Raw genomic sequence first — 21,399 nt, 5'->3', positions numbered from 1 at the left:
GTGTTGCGTCGCCACCGGCAGTCGGCCCGCCTGACGCTGGAGCAGCTCGCCGGAGCCTCCGGGGTCAGCGCCCGGACGCTGTCGGACATGGAACGCGGCCGCAGCAAGGGCCCCCAGCACCGCACCGTCACCGCGCTGGCCGACGCCCTCGGCTTGGACGAGGCCGACCGTAAGCAGCTCGTCGAGCTGGCACGCGAGGGCCGCCTGCGTGACCGCTGGACCCGCCCGATCGGGCTGTGCGAGCTGCCCCGCTCCGTCGACGACTTCACCGGCCGAACCGCGGAACTGGCCTGGACCAACGAGCTGGTGCACGCCGGGGACGCGCCGGGCGTCGCGGGCGTGGGGCTCATCACCGGCTCCGCCGGGCTGGGCAAGACCACGTTGGCCGTCCGCGTCGCCCACGCCCTGCGGCCGGGCTTCCCCGACGGGGTGTTCTTCCTCGACCTGTTCGGCATGTCTCCGCAGCCCCTGCCCGTCGACGAGGCCCTGGGCATGCTGCTTCGCGCACTCGGCATCGCGGATCAGCAGATCCCGGGCGACGTCGCCGAGCGTGCGTCCCTGTACCGGTCCCTGCTGCACGACCGGCGCGTGCTCGTCGTGCTCGACAACGCCACCTCCGAGGATCAGGTCCGGCCGCTGCTGCCGGGCGGCGGCGCGGGCAAGGCCCTGGTGACCAGTCGCCGCCTGCTGGCCGGTCTGGAAGGAGTGCGCAGGCTCAGCCTCGGGCCCCTGCCCCTGCTGGAGGCCGCCGAACTGCTGACCGGAATCCTGAAAGACGACGGCGCCTCGGGCGAGGGATCGGCCATCCGGCAGCTCGCGCAGCTGTGCGGCGGTCTGCCCCTCGCGCTGCGGATCGCCGGAAATCGGCTGGTCAGCCGGCCCGGCTGGGACGCCGCCGACCTCGCCGCCCGCCTGATGAACGAGGAGCGCCGCCTGGACCAGCTCAGCGCCGGTGATCTCAAGGTCGCCACCGCGTTCGGGTTGTCCTACGAGCAGCTGACAGACTCGACGCGGCGGGTCTTCCGCCGGCTCGCCCCGGTGCCGGGCTGGGACTTCGACGCCGCTCTCGCCGCGGTGGTGGGCGGCACGTCGATCGACGGGGCATGGGACGCCCTCGACGAACTCGTCGACCTCGGGCTGCTGCAGGACAGCACATCGGGACGCTATCGCTTCCACGACCTGGTCCGGCTGTTCGCCCGTGACCGGCTCCAGAAGGAGGAGACCACGGCCGAGCGCGACGCGCTCACCGTGACGATGACGTCGTGGCTGCTGCGGATGGCCACCACCGCCGGGCGGTTGTTCGATCCCGCGTACATCCATTCCGACCGGCCCGACGCCGACCTCGCCGGCCTGTCCTCCCCGGAGGACGCCGACCACTGGCTGCGCGTGAACGTGGACAACTGGCTGGGCGCGTTGCGGATGGCGGCGAGCGACGGCCGGCACTCCGCCGTCCTCGACTGCGCCGAGTCGATGCACTGGTTCTCCGACCGATGGATGCACGCGCCGCACTGGCACGAGGTCTTCACCCTGGGCGCCGAGGTCGCCGCCGCCCTGGGCGATCCGGCCCGGCAGGCCACGCAGCTGAACTTGCTGGCCTGGGTCCATCTGATGCCGCGAAACGACCCGGAGACCACACTGCGGTACACCGCCCAGGCGATGGACCTCGCCACCCGCAGCGGCGCCGCGACGCAGATCGCCTGGGCCCACCACACCGCGGGAGGCGCTCTCCGAAGGCTCGGACGGCTCGATGAGGCCACCGCGGCGGAGACCCAGGCCGCGGCGACGTTCAAGGCCAACGGCGACGTCAGTGCGTACTGCCAGTGTCTCGGCGCCCTCGGCACCTGCCTTCGCGACGCCGGACGCTACACCGAGGCGCTGGAGCAGTATCTCGACCTGCTGGCCCTGCTGAACGAGGACCAGCCGGGAATCACGCCGAGCGGTGCGGCGTTGATCAGGGCGATCGCGCTTGCTCGCGTCGGCGAATGTCTGGGATCGCTCGGCCAACGGACCGAAGCGATCACCAAGCTCACCGAGGCGATCAGCCTCATGGAACAGGCTCGGTTGCCCGTCCCGCAGGCCCACTCCCTGGAGACGCTCGCGGCCCTGCTGTCCGACGAGGGCCGGACCGACGAGAGCCGCCACGCCCACGCGCGGGCGGCGGAGGTGTACGAGGCCATCGGTGACACCGAGGCGAGCAACCGCTGCCGCGACCTGGCGAACGCCGCGCCCTGATGGTTTCGCGCTACTTCTGCGTCCTGTTCTGCGTGGACGGGCCACGTGCGCGCGACTTGAATTGAAGTGCACAGGGACAGGCGTCGAGCCTGTCCACCCAGTGACCGTCTACGAACGACCGGGGAGTTCGCGATGGATCCGCAACCGTCCGGCACCACCAAAGTGATCACCGAACGGTTCCCCGATGACCTTCCGGGCCGGCCGCATCCGGCTGTGGACACGCCCTGCCCGGAGCCGGATATGAGGGCCGTCCGCGGGTCGGCGGATCGGCCGACGCCTCCGCTGTACGGACGGGAGTCCGAAACGCGGCTTATCAACGATTTCGTGAGGCAGGTCCGCGGGGGCGGCACGGCGATGATCGTGCGGGGCGAGGCCGGGATCGGCAAGTCGGCCCTGCTGTCAGAGAGCGCGGGGGTGGCGGCCGCCCACGGTCTGCGGATCCTCAGGGCGACCGGGGTGGAGTCGGAGACGCACATGCCCTTCGCCGGTCTGCATCAGCTGCTGCTCCCGATCCGTGCGGAGATCGATGCGTTGCCCGGTCCGCAGCGTGACGCGCTGGGGGCGGCCTTCGGCCTGACGGACGCGGCGGTGCCGGATCTCTTCCTGATCGCTCTGGCGGTGCTGAACCTCCTCGGTGAGACCGCCGCCCGCTCGCCCGTCCTGCTCCTCGTCGAGGACGCCCACTGGCTGGATCGCTCCAGCGCCGATGTGCTGGCGTTCGTCGCGCGGCGGCTGGACGCGGAGCCGATGGTGATGCTGGCCGCGATCCGGGACGGTTTCTCCAGCTCCTTCGACGAGGCGGGGCTGCGGGAGCTGCAGCTCAAACGGCTCGACGACGAGGCCGCGGCCGCGCTGCTGGACACCCGCAACCCGGGCCTGGCGCCGGCGGTGCGCCGGCGGTTGCTGAAGGAGTCGGCGGGCAACCCCCTCGCCCTGGTCGAGCTGCCGCTCGCCTCGCAGGGACAGCGCGACGAGGGCACCCTGCTGGCGTGGCTCCCGTTGACGACCCGCCTGGAACGGGCGTTCACCGCCCGCGTGTCGGGCCTGCCCCCCGTCACCCGCACGCTGCTGCTGGTCGCCGCGCTCAACGACGGAACCTCGCTCGCCGAGACGCTGAACGCCACGTCGACGCTCGTCGGGGCAGGGGTCACGGTGGCGGACGTGACGCCCGCGATCGCCGTACGGCTGATCACCGTGGATGAGGAGGGACTGCTGTTCCGGCACCCGCTCATGCGCTCGGCGATCCGCCAGAGCTCCAGTCTCCCCCAGCGTCACGCGGCACACGCCGCGCTGGCGCAGGTGCTCGCGGACCGGCCGGAGCGGTGCATCTGGCATCGAGCGGCCGCCAGCCCCGGGCCTGACGAGGACATCGCGTCCGAACTGGAGGCCGCGGCGACGCACGAGTACCGCCGGGGCGCGATCACGACGGCCGCCGTGGCGCTGGAACACGCGGCCAGGCTCAGCGACGATCCCGCCCGCCGGGCCGAACGGCTGCTGCGGGCCGCCGAACACGGGGTCGAGCTGGGACGGCCTGACGTCGTCGGCCGGCTCCTCCGTGAAGCCGAGCCGCTCGAACTGTCGTCACGGCAGCGGTCGCGGATGGTGTGGATCCGGGCGACCTTCGACGACGGCATCCGCGACGACAGCGCGGGGGTGCCGTTGCTGACCGAGGTCGCCGAGCACGCGGCGGCGGACGGGGACACCGGTCTCGCCCTGAAGCTCCTCGGCATCGCGGCCCTGAGGTGCTTCTGGGCCCAGCCCGGTCCCGAGGTGCGGCAACGCGTCGTCACCACGGCGGAAAGCCTGCCGGTCGACGAGCACAACGCGCAGCTGCTGACGATTTTCGCGTACGCGGCCCCGCTCGATCGGGGTGCGGTGGTCATCGAACGCCTCCGCCGTTCGGCCGCGGGTCCGGCCGGAGACTCACTGGCGGTACGCCTGCTGGGCAGTACCGCGGTCCTGGTGGGAGATTTCGATCTCGCGGAGGCGCTCTCCGCCGCCTCACTCACCGACCTGCGAGCGCAGGGCCGGCTCGGGCTCCTGGCGCGGGCACTCGGCGCGCAGGCGTGGAGCGCGGTCCATCTGGCCGATCTGAGCACGGCCATCCCGGCCGTCGAGGAGGCCGGCCGGCTGGCACGTGAGACGGCTCAGCCGCTCATGTACGCCATCGTCCAGGCCACGGGGGCCATGCTCGCCGCGCTGCGCGGCGAGCACGATCGCGTGGAGATCTACGCGGCCGAGGCCGAGCGGGCGAGCAAGTCCATCCGCGCTCGCCCGGTGCTGGCCACCGTACAGCTCGCACGTGGGCTCGCCGAGCTCGGTCGCGGGCGCCATGACGCCGCCTACGAGCATCTGAGGCGGATGCACGACCCCGCCGATCCCGCGTACCACATCGGGCTGCGCTGCTACGCCGTCACGGAGCTGGCGGACGCCGCCGCGCACAGCGGGCGGGGCGGCGAGATCGCGGGCATCGTGGAGGAGCTGGAGGCCATCGCGCTCAGGACACCGTCGCCGTCGCTGCACGCCGGGCTGCGCCACGCCCGTGCGGTGCTGGCCGACGACACCGAGGCCGAGCCCCTGTTCCAGGCCGCGCTCCAGGTGGACATGAGGCGATGGCCCTTCGTTCGCGCACGGGCTCAGCTCGCCTACGGAGAGTGGCTCCGGCGACAGCGACGCTCGGCCGATTCGCAGGCACCCCTGCGCGCAGCCCGCGAGACGTTCGACGCCCTCGGGGTCATTCCCTGGAGCGAGCGGGCGCGCCAGGAACTGCGGGCCTCCGGAGAGACGAGCCGCCGTCGCAACAGCGAGGCACAGGACAAGCTCACGCCGCAGGAGCTCCAGATCGTTCAGATGGCCGCCGAGGGGCTGACCAACAAGGAGATCGGCCAGAAGCTCTACCTCTCGCACCGGACCGTCAGCTCCCACCTCTACCGGATCTTCCCGAAGCTGGGGATCGCCTCGCGATCGGAGCTGGGCGCCGCCCTTCGCACGTCCGCCTGATCTCGCGCCGGATTCCGCAGCGGCCTTTCCCCAAGCTGGGGATCAGCTCGCGATCGGAGCCGGACGCCGTCCTTCGCACGTCCCTCTGACCTCACCGCCCGGTTCCAGATGGGGCCGCGCCGTCCCCCGTGGCGGCGCGGCCTCTCCCCTTTTGGAAAGCGTTCCCGGCGGGCCGCGACGCGTGGTGACCGGCCCGGCCGGGAGGCCGTACCGGTCACCGTGGCGGGCGGTCAGGAGGTGGCGCGGGCCGCGGCCGTGATGAGGTCGACGGTGGCGTCGGGGTGGGAGATCATGACCACGTGTGAGGCGCCCTTGATCTCGGTGGTGTGCGCCTTGGCGCGCTTGGCCATGAACCGCTCGGCGGCGGCCGGGATGGCCTTGTCCGACCCGGCGACGAGATACCAGGAGGGCAGGGTCTTCCAGGCGGGCGCCCCGCTCGGCGAGCCGAGCGCGGCCAGGCTCGCGGGCCGCTGGGTGGCGGCCATCAGGGCGGCGTCACCGGCGGGGAGGTCGGCGGCGAAGGCGGCGCGGAACTTCGCGGCGTCCACGTACGCGTCGGTGCCGGTTCCGCCGTCGGGCAGCGGGAAATCACGGGTGATCAGGCTGGTGGCCAGCAGGCTGCCGGGGTACTTGCCGGTGAGGTCGAGGCCCGACTCACCCTCGTCGGGCACGAACGCGGCGATGTAGACCAGCGCCTTGACGTTGGCGTGGCCGACGGCGGCGTTGCTGATGACCTCTCCGCCGTAGGAGTGGCCCACCAGGATGACCGGCCCGGCGATGCTGGAGAGGACGCTGGACACGTAGGCCGAATCACCGTTCAGGTCCCGCAGCGGGTTGGCTGCGGCGATCACCGGGTAGCCGGCCCGCTGGAGCTTGGGGATGACCTTGTTCCAGCTGGAGGAGTCGGCGAACGCGCCGTGCACCAGCACCACGGTCGGCTTGGCCGTCTTGTTGGTCGCAGGGGTGACGGTGGCGGACGCGGCGGACGGGGCGACGGCCACGGCCGTCAGCGCGGCGGCGGCCAGCATCCCGGTCAGGAGCATCCGCCCCTTCGGCCGGCGACCGGTGACCTGTGAAAACGAGTTCTCGGACATGGTGGATCTCCTTGGGGTGAAGGTGAGCTTCTCGGCGCCCCAGGGGCGCCGAAGTACGGGGCCGAGCCCCGGGGCCGTCTCAGAGACGGCACCGGGGCTCGGGGGGTCAGGGAAGCCGCCGGGTCTCGTCCGGCGTGACGCGCCGATCACCTGCGCCGGCATCCCCGAGGGACGCCGGCGACCACCGTCGTGGCCGGGGAGCGCGATGACGGTTCGGATCGGTTCTCCCTGAGGAACCGCTCTATTTGAGGAACTTGAGGACCCGCTGGGTGAGCTCCTTGGGCTGCTCCTCGAAGATCCAGTGGCCGGAGTTCGCGATGACGGCGCCCGTCACGTTGCTCGCGTACTTGCGGACCTGGGTGGGAACGAAGTCCCCGAGGCTGCCGGCGGCGCCGATCGCGAGAACCGGCATGCGGAGCTTCTTCTTGATGTATTTGGCGTTGTCGGCGACGTCCTTCGGGAATGCGCGGAACCATTCGAAACTGGCGCGCAGGTGAGCGTCGTCCCGCAGGAAACGGGCGTACTCCCGGATCTGCTTATTGCTGACGCCGTTCTTCTGGACTTCGAGTGAATCGATGAAACCCTTCACCCAGAGCTCTTCGTTGCCGTTCACCATGCTCTCGGGGAGACCGTTGGTGACGTTGAAGTAGCCGAAGTTCCAGAAACCCGCTCCCTTCGGGGTGAGGGAGGGGAACGTGTAGAGGCTCTTGTCGGGGATCGGCGCCTCGCTCAGCACCAGTTTTTTGACGTCGCCGGGGTGGGCCGCCGCGTAGGCGTAGGAGACCATCGTGCCGATGTCGTGGCCGACGATCCTGATGTCATGCTGCAGGCCGAGCTTGCCCAGGAGCCCGTACACATCCGCGGCGAGGGTCTTCTTGTCGTAGCCGCCCGCCGGGGCGTCGCTCTTCCCCGCCCCGCGAAGGTCGGGCGCGATGACGGTGTAGTGCTTGGCGAGCTCCGGCAGGACCTCGCGCCACGTGTACCAGGTCTGCGGGTATCCGTGCAGCAGGACCAGCGTCTTACCGTGTCCGCCGCGCACGTAGTTGATGGCGACGTCGCCGACCTTCGTCTTCTGCTCGGTGAAGCCCGCCGGCACGCGCCGGTCGTCGGCGGCCGACGGGGCGGTCGCGGTGGCCGCCGTCCGGGCCGACGCCGTGCTCACCTGCGCGCTGGCCTGCGGAGAGGCGACCGTACCGGTGAGCCCGATGACGCCGATCGCCGCGAGTGACAGGAGAAAGCGACCACGCACTTTCAGACCACGTATGGAACGAACGCTTTCCATGAACATTTCCTTCTGATTCGATCACGTATTGGAGGGCGCTGAAAAATTCGTCGTCAATGGCGAGCCCGGGCGCCGGTGACTTTTCACGGACGCTCTCCGGCTGACCGCGGCACAGGGCCTTCGGCCTTTTCCGACTGCTCGACCGGACCGGCCGGAGCTTCGTCGACGATTTTTTTTCTGTGCCGTCCGGGCTGTTGTTCGCGGCCGTTCTCGAATAACGGCTGTACATCCACGAACTGACCGTACGGAGCGGCCCGGACATCTCGCGAGCGTCACATGACTGCGCCGCCGGGCGACGCGTGACGCGCCTCTACTCCGTCGGCGGGGGTCCCGCCACTCGCAGGCGGTACGCCTCCGCCGACGCGACGATGGTCCCGAGGTCGAAGGCGGCGGGCGCGTCGTCCACGTGGGACACCGGGGAGCCGTTGGAGGTGAACCAGTTCTCGATTCCCGACGGCCCGAAGGCGACGGCCATGCGTGATTGCGGGGAGCGGACCAGGTAGCCGTGCGGAACACCGCGAGGACCGTGCGCGACCGCACCGGCACCCAGGTCGTAGCGCTTGTCCCCGACAAAAAAGCTGATCTCACCGTCGAGCACGATCCAGACCTCGTCCTCCCCGTCGTGAACGTGCAACGGTGTCGCGTGCCCCTTGGTGTCGTTGAACTCCATGACGCTCAGGGCGCCGCCGGTCGACGCGCCCGGCACCAGGAGCCGGACACGGCCGCCGAGGAACCAGAAGGGGTCCCGTCCGGCACCGTCATCGGATGGGATTGTGGCTGAGAGGTTCTCCGTCATGGGGCACGACCGTACGGAGCGGCTCGAACGTCTCGCGAGCGTCAAACGACTGTGCCGCCGGGCGAGAGGTGACGTGATGTGTGACGCGTCGAAGGCGGATGCGCCGTTCCGCAGTCAACCACCGCTTGACGGGACAGTCACGTGACGCTCGCGACGCGCGCGGGACGCTCCCTACGGTCGGACCATGAACTCACGGACGTCTTTCAGGAACGGCAGCACACCGACCGTCCTTCTGGTGCACGGCGCGTTCGCGGACGTGTCGAGCTGGGCAGGTGTGATCGCCGAACTGCAGGCTGTCGGAATTCCCGTGACCGCGGTGGCCAACCCGCTGCGCGGCCTGGCCGTCGACGCCACGTACGTCGCGAGCGTCGCCGCCGAGATCGACGGCCCGGTCCTGCTGGTGGGCCACTCCTACGGCGGCGTGGTCATCAACGGAGCCAGCGCCCAGGTGGGCAACATCGCCGGGCTGGTCTACGTCGCCGCCTTCGCCCTCGACGAGGGGGAGACCCCGCTGGACCTCAACGGCCAGTTCCCCGACAGCCTTCTCGGACCGGCGCTGCGTCCGGCCACCTTCCGCGACGGCGCGGGCGAGCCGGGTGTGGAGCTGTATCTGAAGACCGACCACTTCGCCGCCGTGTTCGCCGCCGACCTGCCCGAGCACGTCACCTCGGTGGCCGCCGTGTCGCAGCGCCCGGTCGCGGCCGCCGCTTTCGCGGAGAGCTCACCGGCCGCGGCCTGGAAGACACTGCCGTCCTGGTACGTCGTCGCGACGGCCGACCAGGCCATCCACCCCGACGCCCAGCGATTCATGGCCAAGCGCGCCGGCGCCGTCACGATCGAGGTCGACGCCTCACACGCGATCGCGCTGTCGCAGCCCGCCGCCGTCGCCGGGCACATCCGTACCGCCGCCGCGGCGACACGTGCCCCCAGGCCGTGAACCATTCGCCGACCGGTGTAAGCCTGAGACTCAACAGCATTTTGTTACCACGAGGGGGATGTCATGGATCTGGGACTGCGCGGCAAGGTCGCGGTGGTGACCGGCGCCAGCAAGGGAATCGGCCTGGCGATCACTCAGGCGCTGGTCGAGGAGGGCGTGCACGTCGTCGCCGGAGCACGCAAGGCGACGGCTGAGCTGAAGGCGCTGGCCGAGGCGGGACAGGTCGAGGTGGTCGAGGTCGACCTGTCCACCGCGACCGGGCCCACCCGGCTCGTCGAGGCCGCCGTGGAACGCGGCAGGCTCGACATCCTGGTCAACAACGTGGGCGCCGTCACGCCGAGGCTGACCGGGTTCCTCGACGTCACCGACGAGGAGTGGCTCAACTCCCTGACCCTCAACCTGATGGCGGCCGTGCGCACCACCCGAGCCGTGCTGCCCACGATGCTCGCGGCGGGACACGGGAACATCGTGACCGTCAGCTCGGTCAACGCCTTCCTGCCGGACCCGACCGTGATCGACTACAGCGCCGCCAAGGCGGCCCTGACGAACTTCTCCAAGTCGCTGTCGAAAGAGGTCGGCCCACACGGCATCCGCGTCAACACGATCAGCCCCGGCCCGGTCACCACGGACCTGTGGCTCGGCGAGAACGGCGTCGCCGCGACCGTCTCCCGCGCCGGTGGCGGCGACGCCGCCACGGTGGCCGAGCAGGCCGCCGCCCAGGCGGAGACCGGCAGGTTCACCCATCCCCGGGAGATCGCCGACCTCGTGCTACTGCTCTCCGGCGACCGGGCCGCCAACGTCACCGGCGCCGACTTCGTCATCGACGGAGGTCTCATCAAAACGCTGTGAACCCGGCACGGCCCGCGGGATCTCAGGCCGAAAACAGGTTGCCCATCAGGAACGGGACGCCGAGACGCACTCCGATCACGAGGAGCAGCAGGCCGACGCCCATGAAAACAGCCCCGACGAGTGTCCCGCCGCCCATCGGGCTGTCGATGCGCACCCGCATCGGATCGCCCGGGTCATACATGATCGCGACCCGCTCGCCGGGCCTGGCGAGCGGCGGGTTGCCGCCGACGGGAGACTCCGCCTCGACCGTCTGTCCGTCCACCGTCGTGAAGCGCAGGACCGGGTGGTAGACGGCGCTGTCGCGCCTCTCTCTCCGGGACCCGCCGGTCTGGTTCATCCGCAGCCGGATCACCTGACCCCATCCGCGCCGCGCCCGCCCGCGGAAGTCACGAGTGTTGAGGATCACTGCGCCCCCGAGGAAAGTCAGGATCACACCGATCGTTCCGCAAATGAGGGCGACATCGCCATTGTCTGACACTCTCCGACGGTATGGCGGAGCACTTGATCGCAGCTTGCAGCCGCCTGTCTGTTATGTCGATGACGAATTGACGAGGGCCTGCCGGCCGATTCCGGCTTCACCGATCTTCTCCCCCCGCTCGGCCCGCAGGGCAAGGGCGTGTATTGACTTGACGGACTAATCCCATATAGACCACTACGCTCGGCACTATGCCCGACCAGCCTGTATGCCACTGTCTTCTCTGTGTCGAACACGAGGTGGAGCTCGACGAGACCGACCGCAGCGCGATGCGGACCGTTCAGGAGCGCGGCTGGGCGGTCATCATGATCCCCGAGGACGCGGACGGACCGGGTTGGGCGTTCACCGTCGGGCTGTGGCACACGTTCCGCTCGCCCGAGGTCGCCATGTTCGGGCTCCGCGTCGACGTGATGAACAACTGCCTGAAAACCCTGGCCAACGAGATCGCGGCCGGTCGGCACCTCGTCGCCGACCAGGAGCGGGACGACGTCATCAGGAACTACTCCGTCGCGATCAAGAAGGTGGACACGAGCTGGTACCGGTCGCTGTTCGGCATGGCGCTGCATTTCTACCAGCGGCCCCCGCTGTCCTTCATGGAGGTCGTCTGGCCCGACGCCGGCGGCCGCTTCCCCTGGAACGAGGGCTGCGCGCTGCGGCTTCGAGAGCTCCAGCCCGCCCTGTGGATCCCGAAGGACGACCACGCCCCGGGCCCCTGGACCAAGCTCCCCTGAGGCGCGGCGCCGACCACGTAACGGGCGGTCACTCGTACGGTCCCGCCGGGCCGTCCACGGTCCGGCGGGACACGGTCGGCGTCCTGGGCAAGGCCCGCGACCTCGTCAGAGCGCCGGCCACGGAGGCTTCGGCCTCCACGGCGTGAAAGGTCTCCTCAGGCATCGGCGTGGACCCGCTCGGCCTCGGCCCGGCGTCGCCCGAAGGTCAGGGCGATGAGGGCGCTCAGCAGGATGCCCGCGGCGGCGACGAGGACCGCGGCCCGAAGGCCGTCCGCGACCTCGCCGCGCAGGGTCTCGCCGGTCAGCCCGGTGACGTCCCCGGTGGCGATCGCGATGAGCACGGCCAGGCCGAGCGCGGTTCCGACCTGCAGGGCGGTGGACGCCATGCCGGAGGCGACTCCCTGCTCCTCCGGGGCGACCCCGGAGGCGGCGGCGATCCACATGCCGGTCCAGGTCAGGCCCTGGCCGAGCCCCATGACGACGATGCCGGGAAGCACACTCCAGTATGAACCGCCGGTGGTCATGCCGATCGCGAGCAGGGCGGTGCCGGCGGCACCGGTGACGATGCCGGCGAGCAGGGTGAGGCGCATCCCGGCCCGGGTCGCCATCCGCTCGCCGACCTGAGTTCCTGCGGCGATCAGGAGGCACGGCACCAGGAAGGCCGCTCCGGTCATCAGGGCGCTGTAGCCGTGAACGACCTGGAAGTAGAGCGTGAGGAAGTACGGAAGGGCGTTGAACGTGGCCCCGAAGATCAGGGTGACGGCCATCGATCCGCTCAGGCTGCGGTTGGCCATGAGGCGGAGTGGCATGAGAGGGTCGCGGCTGCGAGCCTCGATGGTGAGGAAGCCGGCGAGCAGCACGGCGGCGAGGGCGAAACTCACCAGGATGACCGGTGCGGTCCAGCCGGACTCGGGGCCCTGGATGAGCGCGAAGGCGAGCAGGGTGACCCCGGCGGTGACGGTCACCGCGCCGGGCAGGTCGAAGCTGCGGCCCCGCCGCCGCACGCCGTCCGCGGGGATGAGGGCGAAGGCGAGCAGTGCCGCGCCCCCGGCGAGCGGGACGTTGACGTAGAACACCGACTCCCACCCGAAGGCCCCCGTGAGCAGACCGCCCAGCAGCGATCCCAGGCACAGGCCGCCGGCCCCGGCGCCGCTCCAGACCGCCAGTGCCCGGTTCCGCTCGGGTCCCTCGGCGAAGAGGGTGTTGACCAGCGACAGGGTGGCCGGGAAGAGCAGCGCCCCGCCCAGGCCCTGCACCGCGCGGGCGGCGACCAGCAGGCCCGAGCTCTCGGCGAGCCCGCCGACCAGCGAGGACAGCGCGTACACCAGCAGAGCCAGGACGAACAGGCGACGGCGCCCGAGCAGGTCGGCCGCGCGCCCGCCGAGCAGCAGGAAGCCTCCGTAGGTGACGGCGTAGGCGCTGGTCACCCACTGCAAGGTGTGGCCGGAGAAGCCCAGGTCCTCGCCGATCCGGGGAAGGGCGACGAAGACGATGTTGAAGTCGAGCGAGGTGATCAGCTGGGCGAAGGCCAGCAGAGCCAGGGTCCAGCCGAGGTGACGGCGCCGGAGCGGAGAGGGAGGCGACATGGTTTCCTTCAGATTGTTCGGAAAAAACGAACAGTTCGACTGTTCGGGATCCTCGTACAATTGAGGCCATGCCGTCAAGTTCGCTTTTTCCGTACAATCGCTCCATGACACCGCTTCACCCGTCACCCGAGCAGTTCAGGCTGGAAGAGGTTCTCGCCGCGTTCGGCCACCCGGTCCGGGCCGCGATCGTCCGGGCGCTCGCCCCCGGCGAGGAGATGTTCTGCGGTGCGATCGTGCCCGGCGTCCCGAAGTCGACCCTCACCAACCACTGGCGGGTGCTCCGCGAGAGCGGCGTCATCTACCAGCGTCCGTCCGGGCGCAAGCTCTACATCACCCTCCGCCGGGGCGACCTCGACGCCCGTTTTCCCGGTCTCCTCGACCTCGTCCTGTCCGAGGAATCCTTCGGGCAGGCCGCCTGATCAAAAACGGCCTCGACGTCGGGACGGCCCCGAGTCCCCCGGCCGTGACTCACTCGGGATGGTTGCCCGAGGCGCGGCCCGCGTCGAACGGGGTGGTGACGCCCTCGTAGGCGAGGTGGAAGGTCATTCCCAGGGACGCGTGGCTGAGATCGTGGCAGTGCGACATCCAGATGCCGGGGTTGTCCGCGCGGAGCGCCACCTCCCACACCTCGCCGGGCCCGACGTCGAGGGTGTCCATCCACAGCGGGCCCGTGGTGACGGGCCGTCCGTTGCGGGAGAGCACCAGCACGTGGTGGCCGTGAGGATGCATCGGATGGGTGTCCCTGCCCCGGTTCACCACGGTGATCTTGATGAGTTGACCCTCGCGGACGACCGGCGTCTCGATGTCGGGCCATACCCGTCCGTTGACCGTGTGCGCGAGCATGGGCACCCCGTCGAGCAGGGCGAACCTCCGGTCGAGAACCCAGGTGATCTCCCTGTCGAAGGGGCCGGTCGAGGGCGGCGCGGCCTGGCCGTACGAGGTGATGTCGAGCACCGGTCCCCGGGCCGGCGGCGGCGCGGCGCCCTCGCCGCCGGTCATCAGCAGGCCCAGGTCGTCCCGGCCGTCCACCGAGAGCAGCACGGGCCGCGACGGCATCGTGAACGTCAGGTCGTACCGGCCTCCGGCCGCCAGGCGCAACCGCCGGTCGTCGAGCCGGCCGGGTCGCGTGAGGTCACGGCCGTCCACGGCGGTCAGCCGGTACGGCACGCCGCTGAGTCCGAGGGTGCGGGGGACGTTGTCGGTGGCGGCGACGCGCAGCCGCACCGGTGTGCCGGGCGCGACCCGGAGCCGGGCGAGGCCGTCGGCGGGGGCCTGGTCGTCCACGGCCACGGTGCCGGCGACGCCCAGCGTGTGCAGCACCACCGTGTGGTCCGACAGGGCGGTCCGGCCGGTCGCGTCCTTGTCACCGGCCGCTCCGCCGGTGCCCGCCGGATCGACGGGATCGACGGGATCGACGGGATCGACGACGAACATGCCGAACAACCCCATCCGCACCGCCGGATTGGCCATGTCGTGGCTGTGGTACCAGTAGCTGCCGGGATCGGTGGCGCGGAACCGGTAGACGAACTCGCCGCCGGGCCGTACGGCGTCCTGGGTGACGCCCGCGACCCCGTCATCCCCTGCGGGCACGTGGTAGCCGTGCCAGTGGAGGGTCACGGCGAGATCGGGCATCTGATTGCGCAGCCGTACCTCCACGAGCTCTCCCTGCCGGACCCGGACGGTGGGACCGGGGACCCGCCCGTCGAACGTCCAGGCCCGCACGACCCGCCCGGAGGCGAGCGTGATGTCCGCGGGCCGCGCGGTGAGCGTGAAGCTCCGCGCCGGACGCTCGGTGGCGGCGGACTCCCGGAGATCGGTCACCGACACCTGGCGGCCAGGTGGAGCGCCCGTGCCACTGTGGCCGGGTACGGCGACCGCGCCGCTTCCATGGTGGGCGCCCAGGTTGAGACGGTCGGGCAGGCGGCTCGACCACACCGCCCCGCCCGCCCAGACGACGGCGAAGCAGAGCACGGCGGTTCCGCCCGCCGCGCTCCACCGCCGGCTCGGCGGGTGACCGGACAGCGTCCTCCAGGTCGGCACGGACGCGCCGGCGACAAGTCCTGTGATCACCCCGGCCGCGACGGGACTCACCGGATACGAGACGGTCAGCGCCGCCGCCACACCGCCCAGGCCGCCGTAGCCCGCGATCAGGATCGGGCCCGCGACCGCGGCCCCGCCGGGCGCGAGCCGTACCAGGCGGGGAAGGCTGATCACCGCGGCGACCAGTCCGGGCACGACCACCAGCGGCAGGGCGAGCAGCAGCTTGTCCGCGGCGAACCACCAGCCCGCGCCGGCCAGCCCGACGGTCAGCGCGACGCGCAGAGCCGTGCACACCAGGGCGGCGACGACCAGCCCCGCCGCGATCCTCGCGGTGCGGGGCGAACGGTCCCGCCCCGCCAGCACCGCCGCCACACCGCCGCCCAGCCAGCAGCCCGCGACGAGGGCGAGCACGATGGTGTCGAGAGCCAGGAGCTGAGCGGTGGTCACGAGATCAGACCCCGGTGTGCGGTTCGGCGACGGGCGCCACCGTCCCGGCCCTGGCGAGCGCCCGGGCCTCCTGGAAGAGGGTCACGACCGCCCCCAGCATCAGCACCCCGAGGATCGCGTGGAAGCCGAAGACGATGTGGCCCCCGGTGTTCGTCCGTTCCATGGTGCTGCCGGTCAGCTCGACCAGGGGGAAGATGACAAACAGCTGGCCGATGACGACCACCAGCGGCACGGCGCTCAGCACGATCAGCCTGCGGCCCGCCCGGGCGACGGCGGCGATGATCGTGGTGAGCAGCGAGAGGATCGGGATCACCGTGGTGCCGTTCATGGCGTGCGGGACGATGGCCCCGGTCCCGGGCTCGGGCAGCGGCCGCTCGAAGGCGCCGAAGGTCGCCAGGTAGAACTGCGCGATGACCGCGACGAGCAGTAGACCGGCGAAGACCAGGAAAACCTTGCGCATGGGGGCTCCTCTCAGGTCGTGCGACGCGCCCGGTCCGCGCGGCTTCCGTCTCGCGAACAGGCTTGTGGTCACACTGTGAACGGGTCGATTTGCAAACGGCTTGGCAGCCGATGTATCGCTTATCGCAGCGGAGCCATAACAGTGCGCGATCATGGGTGCCCGGGGCTCCCGGCACGGACCGGTGGGGTCGTTTTCACATGTTTCGCCTCATTCACCAGCCCGGACTGCCGCCCTGAACACCTCGATCACCCGACTCAGTCGCGGAAGTGAATTGAAAAGGTCCCGTTAGAGATGAAACACATCTCTATATCCGGACATGTGGAGTCGAAGAGTCTCCGTCGAAAGGAAGCAGCGTGGGCCCCCCTGAACCCAAGCAGCGCTTCGAAGAGATCTATGACGCGCACTATCCGGATCTGCTCGCCTACGTACGGCGGCGCACCGGCTCCCCCGACGACGCCGCCGACGCTCTCGCCGAGACGTTCACCACGGCCTGGCGCAGGGTGGGCGACATCCCGGAGGGCGACGAGGCCAGGCTCTGGCTCTACGGCGTGGCCCGCCGGACCCTGGCCAACAAGCACAGGGACGAGACCCGGCGGACCGCGCTGGCCGTACGGCTCCGCGCCGAACTGACCGTCTGGTCCGAGAACGTCGTCGAGGACGACCCCGACGGGATCCGTCGGGCCTTCATGCGCCTGCGTCCCGACGACCGGGAACTGCTCTCTCTGATCAGCTGGGAGGGCCTGAGCTGCGAGGAGATCGCGAAGGTGCTGGACTGCTCCCACGGCGCGGTGCGCCTGCGGCTGCATCGGGCCAGAAAACGGCTCGCCAGGGAGCTGAACTCCGCGGGACTCGACATGGCCAGATACGGCTCGCGCGCGGTCGCGCTGGCGAAAGGACAGCTGTGATGAACACCATCGACCGCCTCGTCGCGGGAATCGCAGCCGACCCCGGCCCCGGCATGACCCCGGGTGCCAGGGAGCTGTTCGATGAGATCACCACAGCCCCGGCCCTCGGGCCCGCCCAGCGGCGGCCCTGGCGGTTCGCGGTGCCGATCGTCGCCGGACTCGTCGCCGCGACCATGGTGCTGAGCTGGGTGCTTCCCACCGGCTTCGGCACGACCCCGGCCTCCGCAGCCCTCGACATCAAGCCGGAGGGCGGCTACTACGTCATCACGGTCAAGGATCTCTACGCCAGTCCGAAGATGTACGAGTCCGAGCTCCGGGCCCGCGGCCTCAAGATCACACTCAACGTCGCATCGGCACCGCCGAGCCTCGACGGCCGGATCATGGTGATGGACTGGCAGGCCGACGGCCTGTCCGACGCGGAACGGAAGAGCAGGAAGGACCTCATCTCGACGATCGACCGCCCGGGAGTCTGCCGCTTCGAAGCGGGATGCCCGATCGAGCTCAAGGTCCCCATCACCTTCACGGGACGGGCCTTCGTCTCCCTCGCGCGTAAGGGCCGCCCGGGTGAGAAGTACAACTGGCGGATCAGCCTCGCGGCGCCCGGCGAGTCGCTCCACTGCGTCGACTTCGTCAACAGGACCCTCGACGAGGTGCGGCCGCTGCTGGAGGAGCGCGGCATCGCTCCGAAGTTCGCCTTCTACAACCAGGAGGGAATGCGGGACTCTGCGCCCGGATCGTGGTACGTCCTGGACGCCGTCCTGGAATCCTCGGACTCGGCGATCGTGATGGTCTCACCCACCAAGAAGACCCCGGCCTCACCCGAGGACGCCCCCTTCGCTCCGGAGAACCGGTGCGAGCAGGGCCCCCGAGCGTCCGGCGACCTCACCTCGGACACGGCCGCGGAAAACGTCCCGGAGGAGGCCAGGGACATCCCGGGGGGAGTCATGATCTCGCGTTAGACGTCCACGGGAAAATCGCGATCGCGCACTCCCCCGCCCAGCAGCGCGTTCGCGGTCAGGGGCCGTGACATCTCCGGGTCGAGGCGGGTCGCAGGCCGGGACACGACCGGGCGATGGGATGAGGCCGTGTCCGGATGGAAATCGTGCGCCGGGTGAAGCAGCGGAACGCCCTGCCCGGCGTCTCTCCAAGGTGCGAGTCGAACCGCTCTCCCGTGGAGAGCCCCTGACCGCGGCGGGCTGACCGCCGCTCCCGACTCGCTCCCGCCCGCCCCGGCTCATTCACGTTCTTCTTCCGCCGTGCGCTCTCTTTCGCATGCGCCGGCTCCCCACGACGACGATCGGATTCGGCGTGCTCACAGACCTCCGCCCGGTGGCGATTCCTCAGGCCCGCCGTGCGCTCGCGACCCACCGCCTCTTCGCCGCGGTCCTCATGATGGCCGCGGCCCTGCGCGTGGTCACGATGCTCGGCTACCGGCCCGCCCAGCTCTACTGGTACGACTCCTTCTCCTACCTGGACGCCGCCGTCCACCTCAGACCGTCGGCCGCGTTCCATCCGATCGGCTACCCGCTCCTGCTGAGGGCCCTGTGGCCCTTCCACAGCGTGGAGGTGATCGCGGCCGTCCAGCACACCATGGGCCTCGGGATCGGGCTGATGATCTACGTCCTGCTCCGCCGGAAGTCGCTGCCCGCCTGGGGTGCGACCCTGGCCACTGTGCCCGTCCTGTTCGACGCCTCCTTCCTGCGGCTCGAACACGCCGTCCTGTCGGACACGCAGTTCGTCTTCCTCGTCGTCGCCGGGCTCGTCACCCTGATGTGGTCACCGGAGCTGTCGGCACGGGCCGCCACGGGGGCGGGCCTGTTGTTCGCGACTGCCGCGCTGACCAGGACGATCGCGCTGCCCCTGCTGGTCGTGGTGCTGGTCCTGCTGGCCGTACGGCGCGCCGGATGGCGGCCTCTGGCGGCCATGGCGATCGCCGGGACCCTCCCGCTCGCCGCCTACGCGGGCTGGTACGACCACTATCACGGCAGGTTCGCCCTCAGCGGCGCCGACGGGGTCGCGCTGTGGGCGCGCACGATGACCTTCGCCGACTGCGCGGTGATCGAGCCGCCGCCGGAGGAGGCGAAACTGTGCCCGAACGGCACGGTCGTGGACGCGGCGTCGGAGTACGTGTGGGCCCCCGGGGCCTCGCTCAACCGGCTTCCCGGTGACAGGTTCTCCCACAACGACCTGGCTCGCTCCTTCGCCCTGCGCGCCATCGCGGCCCAGCCGTTCGACTATCTCCGCGAGGTGGTGAGGGACACCTGGCTCACCTTCGCCTGGACCCCCGTGGCCCACCCCGCCCGAACGACCCCGGCCTTCGGCTTCGGGCGCGGGAGCCGGCCGCTGCCCGGCTTCCCACTGATCGACAAGGTGCGCGAGCAGTACGACACGGACATCCGCGGCCTGTACTCGGTCGAGCCGTACGCGAGCTTCCTCGTGGCCTACCAGTACCCCGCCTACCTGCGCGGCCCGCTGCTCGGCGTGATCCTGGCGGTCGGCGGGCTGGGCGCGGTGCTGCGGCGGCGGACGGCGCTGCTGCCCTGGGGGGTGGCGGCGGCGCTGCTGGTGGGACCGGTGGCGGTGCTCGACTTCGACCACCGCTACGTCCTGCCGGTGATCCCGTTCGCCTGCCTCGCCGCCGCGCTGGCCGTGCCGGCTATTCGTAGGCCGTCGCGGCCGATACCTCCTCGGCGGCCGTGAGCACCGTCTGCGGGATGAACACCACCGCCGTGGTGCCCCCGAAGGGGGAACGGTTCAGGGTGACCTTGATGCCGTGCCGGGCGGCCAGCTGGCTGACCACGAACAGGCCGAGCTGCTCGCTGTCGGCCACGTCGAACGCGGGCGGGCTGGCGAGTCGCTCGTTGATCGCCTCGCACTCCCTGACCTGCAGGCCGAGCCCTCGGTCCTCCACCTCCACCACGAAGCCGCGCCCGGCGATCCCCCCTCGGACGCTCACCGGGGTGGTGGGCGGAGAGAAGACCGTCGCGTTCTCCAGGAGCTCGGCCAGCAGGTGGGTGACGTCGGCGGTGGCGGTGCCGGTCAGCTTGGCGTCCGGCATGGGAAGCACGTTGATCCGCTTGTAGTCCTCGACCTCGGCCACAGCCGCGCGGACCACGTCCAGGAGGGGCACGGGGTTGCGCCAGGTACGGCCCGCCGTGGCGCCGGAGAGGATGATCAGGCCCTCCGACTGCCGCCGCATGCGGGTGGTGAGGTGGTCCAGCCGGTAGAGGTCCTCAAGCACCTCGGGTTCGGAGGTCTTGCGCTGCATGGAGTCGAGCTGGGTGAGCTGGCGGTGGACCAGCGACTGGTTGCGCCGGGCGAGGTTGCGGAAGACCCGGTTGAAGCCGTGGCGAAGTCTGGCCTCGCCCACGGCGGCCTCGACGGCCGTGCTCTGGACGGTGGAGAAGGCGCGGGCCACATCGGTGATCTCCAGTGTGGTGCCGGTCGTGGGAATGGGCGGCGCGTCGGCCTTCACGTCCACGGACTCCCCTCGTCTGAGCCGCTCGACGACCTGGGGCAACCGCACCTCGGCCAGTTCCAGGGCCGTCATGCGCAGGTGGCCCAGCTCCTCGGCGAGCCTCCTGCCGAGCTTGGCCGACAGGATCACCGCGCCCAGGATCGCGGCCAGCCCGAGGCCGCCCGCGATGATGATCTGCGCGATGATGCCGCCCGCGGTGGCGTCGGTGCGTTCGTTCAGCAGCGCGCCCCGGCTGGTCAGGAACTTGTCCGTGGTCGAGCTGAAGGCGTCGGCGATGGGCTGCCAGGCCCTCTTGTCGAAGGGAAGCTTCGACTCCTCGACGATCTCGACCTCCAGGGCGACCAGCCCTCGGTAGCCGGGAGAGACGACGAGCGTCTTGAAAGGACCGCTGAGCTCGTCGTCCAGCGCCGCGACGCCCTCGGAGAGCAGCAGCCGCCGGTTCGGCGCGAGCACCTCGATCGCCTCGTACTCCGCGTGGGTCAGCTGACCGGCCAGGGTCGCGCCGGAGATCAGCGCGTTCTCCCTGGAGAGCAGGTCCTGCGCGTGGGAGATCCGCTGGAGCCCGACGGCCTGCTGGTAGAGCCCGATCTCCGAGACGGTGACGACCTGGTCCTGGAGCCGGTAGACCGCGTCGGTGATGTCACTGAACGCCTCGACCGCCTGGAGCCGGTTGACCGTGCGCCCGTCGACGTCCCCTCGGATCGTGCGCAGTTTCTCCGCCTGGAGGGAGACCTCGGAGATCGCGGCGCCCAGTGCCGGGTCGAGCACCGACGTGGTCTCCAGTGCGGTGGTGTGCCGGACGAATTCGGTGACCGCCTTGTCCGTCCGTCCGCGCGCCTCGGGCAGCCCGTCGACCTGGTCGGTGGCGCTGCTGAGCTGGATGGCCGAGAACCTGCGCTCTTGCTGAACCTCGATGGCCAGCGCGGTGGCGGGTGCCGACACCTGTTCGTACAGGGTGCTGGCTTGGCGCAGCTCGAAGAAGTCCCCGACGACGTAGCCGGTGACGAACGCCCAGAGTGCGACGAGCGCCACGATCGGGAGACTGAGCAACGCGTAGAGCTTGAAGCGAATGGTCCGGGATGCCATA

At 70.6% G+C, this 21,399-nt stretch carries 17 protein-coding genes; 9 read left to right on the top strand and 8 right to left on the bottom strand.

Going from position 1 to position 21,399, the window contains the following annotated elements; translation table 11 throughout:
• Positions 1 to 2,232, top strand: a complete 2,232-nt coding sequence (locus CHC08_RS33955; RefSeq protein ID WP_143653441.1) for a helix-turn-helix domain-containing protein — start codon at positions 1 to 3, stop codon at positions 2,230 to 2,232.
• Positions 2,233 to 2,364: 132 nt separating this feature from the next.
• Complete coding sequence (locus CHC08_RS33950) at positions 2,365 to 5,232, top strand: helix-turn-helix transcriptional regulator (RefSeq protein ID WP_218825618.1); 2,868 nt, start codon at positions 2,365 to 2,367, stop codon at positions 5,230 to 5,232.
• Positions 5,233 to 5,462: 230 nt separating this feature from the next.
• Here CHC08_RS33950 and CHC08_RS33945 read toward each other — a convergent pair whose 3' ends face one another.
• From CHC08_RS33945 to CHC08_RS33935, 3 genes are all read right to left on the bottom strand, one after another.
• Positions 5,463 to 6,326 (bottom strand): alpha/beta fold hydrolase, encoded by an 864-nt coding sequence (locus CHC08_RS33945; RefSeq protein ID WP_089211471.1) that lies wholly within the window; start codon positions 6,324 to 6,326, stop codon positions 5,463 to 5,465.
• Between the two features lie 241 nt (positions 6,327 to 6,567).
• A complete protein-coding gene (locus tag CHC08_RS33940; RefSeq protein ID WP_089211487.1) occupies positions 6,568 to 7,608 on the bottom strand; it encodes an alpha/beta fold hydrolase in 1,041 nt (346 codons plus the stop codon).
• Positions 7,609 to 7,918: 310 nt separating this feature from the next.
• On the bottom strand, positions 7,919 to 8,404 hold the full coding sequence (locus CHC08_RS33935; protein ID WP_089211470.1) for a cupin domain-containing protein: 486 nt from the start codon (positions 8,402 to 8,404) through the stop codon (positions 7,919 to 7,921).
• A gap of 184 nt (positions 8,405 to 8,588) precedes the next feature.
• On the opposite strand from CHC08_RS33935, the gene CHC08_RS33930 reads away from it, so the two are divergent.
• Complete coding sequence (locus CHC08_RS33930; RefSeq protein ID WP_089211469.1) at positions 8,589 to 9,341, top strand: alpha/beta fold hydrolase; 753 nt, start codon at positions 8,589 to 8,591, stop codon at positions 9,339 to 9,341.
• Positions 9,342 to 9,404: 63 nt separating this feature from the next.
• Positions 9,405 to 10,190, top strand: coding sequence for an oxidoreductase (locus tag CHC08_RS33925; protein ID WP_089211468.1), 786 nt, complete (start codon positions 9,405 to 9,407; stop codon positions 10,188 to 10,190).
• A gap of 22 nt (positions 10,191 to 10,212) precedes the next feature.
• Here the strand turns inward: CHC08_RS33925 and CHC08_RS33920 are convergent, their stop codons facing one another.
• Positions 10,213 to 10,623 carry a DUF3592 domain-containing protein gene (locus CHC08_RS33920; RefSeq protein WP_179282364.1) on the bottom strand — a complete coding sequence of 137 codons (411 nt, stop codon included), beginning with the start codon at positions 10,621 to 10,623 and terminating at the stop codon, positions 10,213 to 10,215.
• A 233-nt stretch (positions 10,624 to 10,856) separates the two neighbouring features.
• Here CHC08_RS33920 and CHC08_RS33915 point away from each other — a divergent pair, with 233 nt between their 5' ends.
• The gene (locus CHC08_RS33915; protein ID WP_089211466.1) at positions 10,857 to 11,396 is read left to right on the top strand and encodes a DUF4262 domain-containing protein; all 540 of its coding nucleotides are present in this window, start codon (positions 10,857 to 10,859) and stop codon (positions 11,394 to 11,396) included.
• A gap of 155 nt (positions 11,397 to 11,551) precedes the next feature.
• On the opposite strand, the gene CHC08_RS33910 is transcribed toward CHC08_RS33915, so the two are convergent.
• Complete coding sequence (locus CHC08_RS33910; protein WP_089211486.1) at positions 11,552 to 12,982, bottom strand: MFS transporter; 1,431 nt, start codon at positions 12,980 to 12,982, stop codon at positions 11,552 to 11,554.
• Positions 12,983 to 13,086: 104 nt separating this feature from the next.
• Between CHC08_RS33910 and CHC08_RS33905 the strand changes: the two genes are divergently transcribed.
• On the top strand, positions 13,087 to 13,401 hold the full coding sequence (locus CHC08_RS33905) for an ArsR/SmtB family transcription factor (RefSeq protein WP_089211485.1): 315 nt from the start codon (positions 13,087 to 13,089) through the stop codon (positions 13,399 to 13,401).
• A 49-nt stretch (positions 13,402 to 13,450) separates the two neighbouring features.
• Here CHC08_RS33905 and CHC08_RS33900 read toward each other — a convergent pair whose 3' ends face one another.
• Entirely contained in the window at positions 13,451 to 15,469 is a 2,019-nt protein-coding gene (locus CHC08_RS33900; protein WP_089211465.1) for a multicopper oxidase family protein, read from the bottom strand.
• 4 nt (positions 15,470 to 15,473) lie between these two features.
• The gene (locus CHC08_RS33895; RefSeq protein WP_089211464.1) at positions 15,474 to 15,929 is read right to left on the bottom strand and encodes a DUF6220 domain-containing protein; all 456 of its coding nucleotides are present in this window, start codon (positions 15,927 to 15,929) and stop codon (positions 15,474 to 15,476) included.
• A gap of 353 nt (positions 15,930 to 16,282) precedes the next feature.
• Here CHC08_RS33895 and CHC08_RS33890 point away from each other — a divergent pair, with 353 nt between their 5' ends.
• The 3 genes from CHC08_RS33890 to CHC08_RS33880 all read left to right on the top strand — a co-directional run bounded on the left by CHC08_RS33890 (position 16,283) and on the right by CHC08_RS33880 (position 19,534).
• Entirely contained in the window at positions 16,283 to 16,834 is a 552-nt protein-coding gene (locus CHC08_RS33890; protein WP_089211463.1) for an RNA polymerase sigma factor, read from the top strand.
• Positions 16,834 to 17,793 (top strand): hypothetical protein, encoded by a 960-nt coding sequence (locus CHC08_RS33885; protein ID WP_179282363.1) that lies wholly within the window; start codon positions 16,834 to 16,836, stop codon positions 17,791 to 17,793. Before CHC08_RS33890 ends, CHC08_RS33885 begins: the two co-directional genes overlap by 1 nt.
• Before the next feature lie 313 nt (positions 17,794 to 18,106).
• Positions 18,107 to 19,534, top strand: a complete 1,428-nt coding sequence (locus CHC08_RS33880; RefSeq protein ID WP_245878722.1) for a hypothetical protein — start codon at positions 18,107 to 18,109, stop codon at positions 19,532 to 19,534.
• On the opposite strand, the gene CHC08_RS33875 is transcribed toward CHC08_RS33880, so the two are convergent.
• Complete coding sequence (locus CHC08_RS33875) at positions 19,491 to 21,398, bottom strand: sensor histidine kinase (protein WP_089211462.1); 1,908 nt, start codon at positions 21,396 to 21,398, stop codon at positions 19,491 to 19,493. The two genes, CHC08_RS33880 and CHC08_RS33875, sit on opposite strands and share 44 nt — an antisense overlap.
• Position 21,399: the final 1 nt, after the last annotated feature.

This window comes from Streptosporangium subroseum (assembly GCF_900188345.1).
GTDB classification, from domain to species: domain Bacteria; phylum Actinomycetota; class Actinomycetes; order Streptosporangiales; family Streptosporangiaceae; genus Streptosporangium; species Streptosporangium subroseum.
This window is presented reverse-complemented; position numbering and strand designations above follow the sequence as displayed.